Source organism: Flavobacterium sp., assembly GCF_043780635.1.
Classification (GTDB): Bacteria; Bacteroidota; Bacteroidia; order Flavobacteriales; family Flavobacteriaceae; genus Flavobacterium.
The window spans coordinates 1-9,967 of the sequence record NZ_JAYWCK010000068.1; the positions used below are offsets into that span (position 1 = coordinate 1).

Here is a 9,967-nt window from a genome sequence, read left to right on the forward strand (position 1 = left end):
GAGTCTTTAAAATTTTGTGCAGAGCTTTAAAACCGAATAGTTCGGGATTGGTGATAAATAAATAAACTGTAATATGCTCAATCAGTTAGAAGAAAGAAAGTCAACTTTTATAAACATAAACAATAAAACATTAGCAACTTATTCATTTGTTTATAAAATCAACGATGCTTATTCCGTTGATGATCTGAATAAGTTTAAAAGTAAGAGTCAGTTATTATTTCAAAAAATTGAAGATAAAAATCAGCAGCTCAATTTGATGTTTGTTGATAGTGCCTTTGCAAATATATTGGCCGATGTTGTGCTCGAAGTATTATTAAATGGAATAAGTTCGTTTAGTGAATATCTAAATTCAAAAAACAAAATTAAAATAGTAGAAGAAAAAGAGGAAGAACAATATTTCAAATACAAATTGAACAGTTTCATTCATTTACTTTTATATTCCGATATTTCATCGAGCAGAGTTTTCAATGGTGAGATACTAACCGATCGAATTTATTGTTTTAAAAATAAGAATGGCGAACTAGACTATTATTCAATCTATGATCAATCAAAATTACAATTAAAACTACTAAACGAATTAAAAATCAAAATCAATTTTGATCACTCGACAATTGAAGAGGGGATGGTGAAATTGGGGGTGGGGGTTTGGGGGTGAGAGGGGAAATATTACAAACTATAAAATGTGCTTTCATTATTCGATAAAAAAATAAAACCAAGACAATATTGAACATAAAAAGAAAAGTAAAAATGCAATAAGAAAAGCATTAAGTTTAACTGGCAGACAGCAGGAATACAAGAATAAATTCTGACTGATGTACAGATTTTTTATTTACACGACTGTCTATTGCATTGTCTCTTAATTTTTGCAAACTCACATTTTATTAAACAATTTAAGCCATTTCTTTAAATGTAGCATTGGGTTTTATCCAGTACCCAAGCCAATGTTTAACAAAACAAAAAGATTCATTTTTTTGCAAAAGCCCCTATATGGCATTAAAAGTTATCTAGTTATGGTTGTTGAAAAATATGTTCAATATATTGCACTTTTTACAACTGAGAATTTTATATTTGACTCATTAAAGAATTTAACATGTAGGAAAACAAGAAATTTTGCACATAAATAAATGACACCAAACAAATATGGACAAGTAACAAAGTTTCTTACACCGTTACAAAAAGAAAATCCCGACCAACTTTGTGTTAATGTAGAAATTATTGAAAATGCCAAAATGCCAAGGGTTGACATTGAAGCACTTAATACAGGCCTTTCCTTCCCTCCCTTAGCACAGTTAATTTAACATGACCTTGAAGTTATAGAGAGTTGGCCATAATGTAATAAACAACAAAGTAGACTCTTGAAAAGCAGTAGGTAAAGTTGTAAAAGTGAGTGAACAGCAAATAATACTTAACTAAAAGAATTGAAACAAATGTTTTGCTACCAATTGAGAGTGAAAACGGAAAATAACATACAGAAACTCTTTCTGTGAATTAATTTAAAATGCTATGAAAGCAGAATTAACGACATCAGGAAATCAAATTAAAGATTACCGGCTAATGCTTGGCGACAAGATTAGAATTATTCGAGAAAAAAGGGGCTATAGCCAAGAACAATTAGCACTAAAAATGAATATCAACCGTTCTACAATTTCAAAAATTGAAAATGGAAAATTTGGAATTACAGTTGATTACTTAGTTCGGTTTTCGATTTTTTTGGATTATGAATTTAAGGTAATAGAAAGATGATTACCGTAAGTTTTTTATCAAATCAAAGAATTCAGAAACCTAATTAAATAAATGAACATAGAAATAAAATGATCGAATTTTACTTAAAACATAATCGGAAGAATATTAAGTCACTTGTTAATAATTTAATTGATGAACTGGAGAATTTATTTCTTATTGAAAATATTTCAATTATCCCTTCCAACAAAGCGTTTTTCCAGGGATTAAAGGATGAAATTTCAATTGATTCATTTGATAAAATAAATTCCTATTTTGAAACAATAGAAAAAAATAAGGAAAAATTGCCATTCCTAAAAAACTACGTAAACAAAAACAAAGTTGAATTACCAAAGAAAAATTCATTTATTGATTTGTTTGCTGGCTGCGGAGGCCTCAGCGTTGGATTAACAAATGCAGGATTTAATCCAACATTTGTCAATGAGATTGATCCTACCTTTGCTGAAACATTTTATTTCAATCATAAATTGCACATCGACCAATATTTTGTTGGCGATATAAATAAATTCGTAACCGAGATTGATAAACACTCTAAGTTTTTTAAAAACATAACACTTGTTTGTGGTGGGCCGCCTTGTCAAGGTTTCTCAATGGCTAATAGACAACGACTAATTGATGACCCAAGAAACGTCTTATACAAGTCATACTTGAAATTTTTACATAAAGTGCGTCCCCAGTTTTTCATAATGGAAAATGTGAAGGGTATGGCACATAAAATTTCTGAAATTATTGCTGACTTCAAAAAATACTTAGGAGACGATTATAATTTTGATTATGCTTTGCTAAACGCAAAGGATTTTGGATTACCACAAAACCGGGAACGGTTTTTCTTAATAGGAAATCGTATTGGAGTTGACACTCACAAAATATTTGAAAGCATAAAAAAAGAGCGCAAAAAGGAATTTGTTTTGAAAGATGCAATTTCAAATTTACCTGCGTTACAACCGAAGCCACATAAAAACAAAAATGATATCAATAACGAAGAGTTTGGGTTTGTGATTAGGAAAGTAAAACTTAAAAAAAATAAATTTTACAACTTCATAAACGGAGAAAACGAAAACGGACTATTGTTAAACCATAAAAACAGATACAATAATGAAAGAGATATTGAAATATTCAATCGTTTGCCCCAAGGGGCAAATTCATTGCATAGTTCAATTGTTGACATCATGCCTTACACGAGTAGAAATCATATGTTCAAAGACAAATATTTTAAATTAAATGAAAATGAAGTGTGTAAGACAATTACTTCTCACATGAAATTTGACTGCAACATGTATATTCACCCTACGCAAGCAAGAGGTTTAAGTCCGAGAGAAGCCGCTAGAATTCAAACATTTCCTGACAATTATTTTTTTAGAGGAAGTCAAAATAAATGGTTTGCACAAATCGGCAATGCTGTTCCAGTAAAGTTGGCAGAAATAATTGGTAGAAATATAATAAAATTTGTATGATAAAGCATTTAGAATTGTTTTCCGGGATTGGAGGATTTAGAAAGGCAATTGATTTGCTAGGAAATGATTTTGGCATAAAAACAAAGTGTATTGGATTTTCAGAAAAAGATAAATATGCCACACTAACATATAAGGCAAATTTTAATACATTAAATGAACTTGAAATTGGAGATATAGAACCTTTTGCCTCTGATATTATAGAAATCTTAAAATTGGGAGATTTCGATTTATTAACTGGAGGTTTTCCATGTCAGTCATTCAGTATGATGGGCAAACAAAAAGGTTTTACCGACCCACGAGGAAATACTTTTTATTCTATTACTAATATACTTAAGGTTAAGAATAAAACTTCTTTTATACTTCTTGAAAATGTTCAGCGACTTAGGACGCATGACAATGGAGAGACTTTTAAAGAGATTGTAAGTTCTTTAATGGATTGTGGGTTTAAATATATCTATTCTGGCGTTTTCAACACCGCGAATTTTAATTTGGCTCAAACGAGAAATAGAATTTTTATTTTTGGATCAAAAAAAAAATTACCAGTTAATTTTGAATTTTCTCAAGAAGCTGTTTTGCAAAGTTTTATAAATATTAACCAGAAAATTAGTATTGTTAGTCAAAATACTATTCTGGATGTGCTCAGTAAATCAGTTGCCGAAAAGTATTATCTGTCTGATAAAATAAAACCTACCATATTGGCTGATGGTTCAAAAAACTTCCTTTCCAAATCAGAAATTAATCAACTTACAGCAAGGCCTCTAACTGCTTCTATGGTCAAAATGCATAGAGCTTGTCAAGACAATTATTATAGCGATGATTTTATTCTTGCAAAAAAACCTAAGGAATATATTAAAAAAGAGTTTACTAAAAAAGAGTTAGAAAAACACAGAATTAGAAAATTAACCCCAAAAGAGGCCTTTGCATTACAAGGTTTTGGAGAAGATTTTTACGAGAGAACTAAAATTGCAGGTGTTAGTGACCACCAAATGCTTAAACAGGCAGGAAATGCTGTTAGTGTAAACACTGTTTATGCTATTTTATATCACCTAATAATTAAAAATAAACTTATCAAATTTTAAAGAAATCTAATGGAATACCTAGGCGAAAAAATAATCAAACTACAAGATGCTAAATTCAAAACGCTTCAAAACAATAGTAATGAAGCGAGTATATTCATTACTGGTGATTTAGCTGAAAAACTTAAACTTATAGAAAACACAAAAGCAAAATTCAAAATTGAAAAATCTGACCTTATTAAACTACTTTGTTTTACATTTTCATTTAAAGGCACAATTTATAAAAAAGAAAAAATTACATTAGATTTAAAATGGTTTGACAAATATTTAACTTTAATAAATAACCATTATGAAAAAAGTTCAGAATTTTCGTTTGATATAACAAAACAGTCTCAAGAAAGATTTTATTTTATTGGTCTAGAGCAAACTAGCGGACTTAATATTCGTGATTTATTTATTCAAGATCATATTAAGCTTCTTTTTTATAAAGGCGAAACAGATTTAATAAAAATTGAATGTTCGAATGAAATATATCACGAAATTGAATCAGATAAACGTAAAATATTTCCTATTGAGGATAATGTGCTCCGCCAATTTGCTTTAAAATCATTAAGATATATTATTAATGAATATGGAGAAAGTTTTCTTGATAGAAGTAATAAAAACGTAACAGAATCTGTAACTTCAGATTCAATACCATATAAAACTTATTTGTTTCCAGATTATTTTACACAAGGCTTATTATTTTCATTTGAAGCCGAGCCTAATAAAAATGACAGCAGATCTACACCTAGATTTATAAATGAGAATTTAAACATCTTAGGGCAAAAATTTATTTACCTTACAACAGAATGGGCTTATTCTGGAACTAGCAATTTGCTTTTTTCACAATTAGTGAAATTTATAGAAGAATATACAAATAATGAATATACTGCAATTAGAAATGGAGAAAAGGGGTCATTTTTATTAATTAAAAAGTTATCTCAATCGAATGTATTATTTGATTTGTCAGTGTTTCAAGAAAAATCTCAAGCAGCCGGTTTAATCTTCTCTCCTCAACTTATTCAGCGCTTTATAGCTTCTTTGTGTACCAAACCATTTATAATTTGCAGTGGCCTTTCTGGTTCGGGTAAAACAAAATTAGCACAAGCTTTTGCACAATGGATTACATCAGATGAATCTCAATATGTAATTGTACCTGTTGGTGCAGATTGGACTAACCGTGAACCTCTTTTAGGTTATCCAAACGCATTAAATAAAGAAGAATATGTATGCCCTGAAAATGGTGTATTAGATTTAATGCTTAGAGCAAAGCAAAATATTGAAAATACAGAAGAGCCAATAAAACCTTACTTCTTGATTTTAGATGAGATGAATTTAAGCCACGTTGAAAGATATTTTGCAGATTTTTTAAGTACCATGGAATCTGGTGATAAAATACCATTACATAAAATTGAAAATGATTCATTAATTGTTCCTCCTTCAATAAAACTTCCAAAGAATTTATTCATTGTAGGAACTGTAAATATTGATGAAACTACCTACATGTTTAGTCCAAAGGTTTTAGACAGAGCAAATACAATTGAATTTAGATTAACTGAGAAGGATTTAGCAGATTTTATTGAGAGTGATCTAAAACTAGACATGGAGTTATTAAAGGCTCAAGGAGCAAATATGTCGGGCAGTTTTATGACATTGGCATTACAAGAAACTGATAAGAATCTGAAACCATCGGAAGCAGATTTAAAATTATTCTTTTCTGAATTAAAAAAATCAGGGGCTGAATTTGGTTATAGAACTGCAAGCGAAATTGGAAGGTTAATGTATATGCTAAAAGAACTTGGCGAATCAGGCGACAACTTATTTGATATTGCCATAATGCAGAAATTACTACCAAAACTGCACGGTTCAAGAAACAAGCTTACAAAAGTACTTCCCATCTTAGGTGGTTTTTGTTTGACAGACAATTCAAAAATTAAAGAAGATTACTTGGATAAATTCTTAAGTAATAGTTTAACTGAGGCTGAACTTAAAGCTGACACAAACATCAAATACAAAATATCATTCGAAAAAATTTGCAGAATGTATAAAAATGCAGTTGAAAACGGTTTTGCAAGTTACGCTGAAGCATAAATTTTATTGAAATGAAAGATATTCAACCAATTCCTACTTCATTTATTGAGCAAATAAAGCAACTAATTAAAGATGCTCAAGTAGGTGTTTCCAAAACGGTAAATGCAATTATGGTTCAAACCTATTTTGAACTAGGGAAAAGAATTGTAGAGCAAGAGCAGCACGGAAATGAACAAGCAGGCTATGGTGGATTTATTTTAGATAGATTATCGAATGATTTAACAAGCGAATTTGGGAAGGGGTTTTCTAAAAGAAATCTTGAATTAATACGAAAATTTTATTTGACCTATAAGATTGCGAAATCACCGATTTCGCAAAGTATAAGTTGGACTCATTACTTACAGTTAATGAGGATTTTGAATGCGGAAGAAAGAAATTTTTACGAAATAGAAACAGTAGCTAATAACTGGAGTGTAAGAGAGTTGACTCGTCAAATAAATACCTCATTATTTGAAAGATTAAGTTTAAGTAAAGATAAATCTGCGGTTATGAAACTAGCTTCAGAAGGACAGATAATGGAAAACCCTACAGATATGATAAAGGATCCTTATGTCCTAGAATTTCTAAATTTACCAGAATCATATACATACAATGAATCTGAATTAGAACATGCAATCATAGATAAATTGGAACATTTTTTACTTGAGCTAGGCAAAGGATTCACTTTTGTAGGTCGTCAAGTAAGATTTACTTTTGATGAAGAACATTTTAGAATTGACCTGGTTTTTTATAATCGTTTGCTTAAATGTTTTGTGTTAGTAGATCTTAAGATTGGTAAACTCAAACATCAAGACCTTGGTCAAATGCAGATGTATGTTAACTATTATGATAGATACGTAAAACTTGAAGACGAGAACAAAACAATTGGGATAATTTTATGTAAAGATAAAAAGGATACTTTGGTAGAAATTACCTTACCAGAAAACAACAATCAAATATTTGCAAGTAAGTATGAATTAATTCTTCCAAGCAAAAAAGATTTGCAGCAACTAATTGATAATAAAACGGATTAGAAATGTTATGAAAGAATTAAAATCTGTTATCATTTATTTGGATCAAATAGAGAAGGGATTAGCATTAACAATTGATGCAAAGAAACCTAAATCTCTTTTTGATAATGAAAATGCAGATCAAGAAGGCGAATGCCGATACCAACTAACAGAAGGTTGTTTTTATGATTATGAATTTTCGGATCCTAAATATGCCTTTAAAAAAGCAGATTTTATTCAACCCCATGGCAGAAAGCCGCATTTAGGAGTTATTTCGCCTAATGTTTATGTGGGGGCTTTAACATTTGAAATTTTGAATTTTGAAAAAACTAAACCAAGCAATAAAATTAAATTAGAAGTTCAATCAGTCAAGTCCGATTATAGAACAGATTATCGATTTATGCTTGAAGACATCACTGAAAGATGCACTGATTTAATCATGCAGATTGATTCACCGATTAATCAACATTTTGAAACCGATTTCAATAAGAACCCAGAAACTTTATATCAACGTTTTTCTTTTGTAAAATCATTAATTGATTCACTAGAATTTGAAGAAGCTATTCAAAAAATTGTGTCCAACCCTACTACCAAATGGGAAGAGGAACATGAGGTAAAAGACATTCGAAGAATAAGAAGATTTAATCAAAAAAACATAAAACAACTGGTTACCAAAAGTAACAGCATGGAACTAAGTAATGATCATTTTTTGAATAAGTTTTATGGATTAACTTCCATTCCAACAAAAATAGATAGTACAAGGAAAACAGAATCTATAGACACAGCCGAAAATCGTTTTATTAAACATGCATTAGAAGAATTTCTTTTTTTCTGCGAAAATTGCGAATTGAAATTTGAAAAATATTCGACCGCAAAATTTGAATCAGGATTGCTAGCAACAAAAATATCTACTTTATTAAATCAATCATTTTTCAAGCAAATATCAAGACCTACCTCTCTAAAACTAAACAGCCCAGTACTTCAAAGGAAAAGCGGGTATAGAGAAGTTTTAAATGCTTGGCTAAAATTTGACTTAGCAGCCAAATTGATTTGGCACGGTGGCGACAATGTTTATGATGCTGGCAAAAAAGATATTGCTACGCTGTACGAGTATTGGTTATTTTTTACACTACTCGACTTGTTAAAAGAAGTGTTTGAGATTGAGCCAAAAAGCATTGCAGAATTAATTCAATACGATAAAGGTCAATTATCGCTTAACTTAAAGCAGGGAACGGCCATTGCAATGAAAGGCGTATACAAATCTCCCTCAAGAAACTTAAATATTCAATTCTCCTATAATCGTTCTTTTGGTGGCGGCAAAACTTTTCCGAATTCAGGCAGTTACACAACCACACTCCGTCCTGATTACACTTTATCTATTTGGCCTGAAGAAATAACAGAAGCTAAAGATGCAGAAAGAACAGAATTGATTACACATATTCACTTTGATGCAAAATACAAAGTCAAAAATTTCTATGAGCTAATTTCTAAATCTAAAGATGAGGAGTTGACAGAGGAAGAAAACATTGAACTAATAAAGGAAGAGGCAGAAGAAGTAAAGAAAGGAACATTTAAAAATCAGGATTTACTAAAAATGCATGCCTACAAAGATGCAATTAGAAGAACTGGTGGTGCTTATGTTTTATATCCAGGAGAAGGCAAGAACGACCCCTTTAGAGGCTTTCATGAATTAATTCCTGGCTTGGGTGCTTTTGTTATTAAACCCAATAAAGACGATAAAGACAAAGAGCATTTAAAAACCTTCATTAGAAAAGTAATTGCAAACTTTATTGACAGAGCATCCCAAAGAGAACACACAGCAATTAAAGTTTATGATATTCACAAAGATGAAAAGGACGATACCAATGTGCTAAATGAACCAATGCCTGAATATTTAGACTCATCAAAAAAAGAAAAGTTAATACCAGACGAAACATTTGTATTAGTTGGATACTGCAAGAATAATTTGAATATTGATTGGTATAAGAAAGAAGGAAAATATAATTTCAGAATGGATGACGACAAGGGGTCATTAAGTTTAGAAAACAATGTTGTAAATGCTAAATATTTACTTCTCAGAGAATCAGGAAAAGATACCGCAAATAGAGTTTTCAAAATAAAAAGCAAAGGTCCAAAAGTCTATAAAGGAACAAGCTTGATTGGCTACAAAACCAGCGACCTTAAAGACTATTATTTAGTAATTGAAATAGAAAAAGAAGAAAGCAATGACTTTAACGGAGCAAGTTTTAATTTTAAAGATTTAGAAAAATACAAAGAAATTAAAGCAAAGAATAATCATGTGACAGCAGCAGGAATTCCTTTTGCAGTAACCTTAACAGAATTAATGAAAGAGAAAGTAAAATAGCCCACGTAATTTGCAAGCACAATTAAAAACCGCACAAGCCGTCACACGACCAAAGCTTTGTCAAAGAGCTTGCAAAGCCGACCCAAAAGAAAAATTATTTTTAAAAAATTTCCAACGTGACTATACCGGTGATGCGCTTTGTAGTACCGGCTATCGTTAACTTCTGATTGGTGTACATACCGGACCATAGTGTACCACTCTACCGGACAAAGTGTACCACTTCAAAAGTAACGGTTTCCGGAAAAAGTGTACCACTAGTTCGGTTTAATT

At 30.7% G+C, this 9,967-nt stretch carries 8 protein-coding genes; all 8 read left to right on the plus strand.

All coding sequences use genetic code 11. The features are described 5' to 3' along the window. Window positions 1-73 precede the first annotated feature (73 nt). The 8 genes from ACH2BV_RS06085 to ACH2BV_RS06120 all read left to right on the plus strand — a co-directional run bounded on the left by ACH2BV_RS06085 (window position 74) and on the right by ACH2BV_RS06120 (window position 9,697). Window positions 74-655: an HpaII family restriction endonuclease gene (locus ACH2BV_RS06085; RefSeq protein ID WP_395049837.1), complete on the plus strand. Its 582-nt coding sequence runs from the start codon at window positions 74-76 to the stop codon at window positions 653-655. Window positions 656-1,124: 469 nt separating this feature from the next. After that, entirely contained in the window at window positions 1,125-1,298 is a 174-nt protein-coding gene (locus tag ACH2BV_RS06090; RefSeq protein WP_395049838.1) for a hypothetical protein, read from the plus strand. A gap of 205 nt (window positions 1,299-1,503) precedes the next feature. After that, window positions 1,504-1,743, plus strand: a complete 240-nt coding sequence (locus ACH2BV_RS06095) for a helix-turn-helix domain-containing protein (RefSeq protein WP_395049839.1) — start codon at window positions 1,504-1,506, stop codon at window positions 1,741-1,743. Window positions 1,744-1,811: 68 nt separating this feature from the next. Next, window positions 1,812-3,194, plus strand: a complete 1,383-nt coding sequence (locus tag ACH2BV_RS06100) for a DNA cytosine methyltransferase (protein WP_395049840.1) — start codon at window positions 1,812-1,814, stop codon at window positions 3,192-3,194. After that, the gene (gene dcm, locus ACH2BV_RS06105) at window positions 3,191-4,273 is read left to right on the plus strand and encodes a DNA (cytosine-5-)-methyltransferase (RefSeq protein ID WP_395049841.1); all 1,083 of its coding nucleotides are present in this window, start codon (window positions 3,191-3,193) and stop codon (window positions 4,271-4,273) included. The genes ACH2BV_RS06100 and dcm overlap by 4 nt, the downstream gene beginning before the upstream one ends. 9 nt (window positions 4,274-4,282) lie before the next feature. Further along, a complete protein-coding gene (locus ACH2BV_RS06110; protein WP_395049842.1) occupies window positions 4,283-6,343 on the plus strand; it encodes an McrB family protein in 2,061 nt (686 codons plus the stop codon). 11 nt (window positions 6,344-6,354) lie between these two features. Next, a complete protein-coding gene (locus tag ACH2BV_RS06115) occupies window positions 6,355-7,356 on the plus strand; it encodes a YhcG family protein (protein ID WP_395049843.1) in 1,002 nt (333 codons plus the stop codon). Between the two features lie 7 nt (window positions 7,357-7,363). Next, a complete protein-coding gene (locus ACH2BV_RS06120) occupies window positions 7,364-9,697 on the plus strand; it encodes a DUF2357 domain-containing protein (protein ID WP_395049844.1) in 2,334 nt (777 codons plus the stop codon). The last annotated feature ends 270 nt before the right edge of the window (window positions 9,698-9,967 follow it).

Bases quoted from the DNA above. Each gene is read 5' to 3' on its own strand.
- ACH2BV_RS06085 (WP_395049837.1), top strand. From the start codon at position 74: ATGCTCAATCAGTTAGAAGAAAGAAAGTCAACTTTTATAAACATAAAC.
- ACH2BV_RS06090 (WP_395049838.1), top strand. From the start codon at position 1,125: ATGACACCAAACAAATATGGACAAGTAACAAAGTTTCTTACACCGTTA.
- ACH2BV_RS06095 (WP_395049839.1), top strand. From the start codon at position 1,504: ATGAAAGCAGAATTAACGACATCAGGAAATCAAATTAAAGATTACCGG.
- ACH2BV_RS06100 (WP_395049840.1), top strand. From the start codon at position 1,812: ATGATCGAATTTTACTTAAAACATAATCGGAAGAATATTAAGTCACTT.
- dcm (WP_395049841.1), top strand. From the start codon at position 3,191: ATGATAAAGCATTTAGAATTGTTTTCCGGGATTGGAGGATTTAGAAAG.
- ACH2BV_RS06110 (WP_395049842.1), top strand. From the start codon at position 4,283: ATGGAATACCTAGGCGAAAAAATAATCAAACTACAAGATGCTAAATTC.
- ACH2BV_RS06115 (WP_395049843.1), top strand. From the start codon at position 6,355: ATGAAAGATATTCAACCAATTCCTACTTCATTTATTGAGCAAATAAAG.
- ACH2BV_RS06120 (WP_395049844.1), top strand. From the start codon at position 7,364: ATGAAAGAATTAAAATCTGTTATCATTTATTTGGATCAAATAGAGAAG.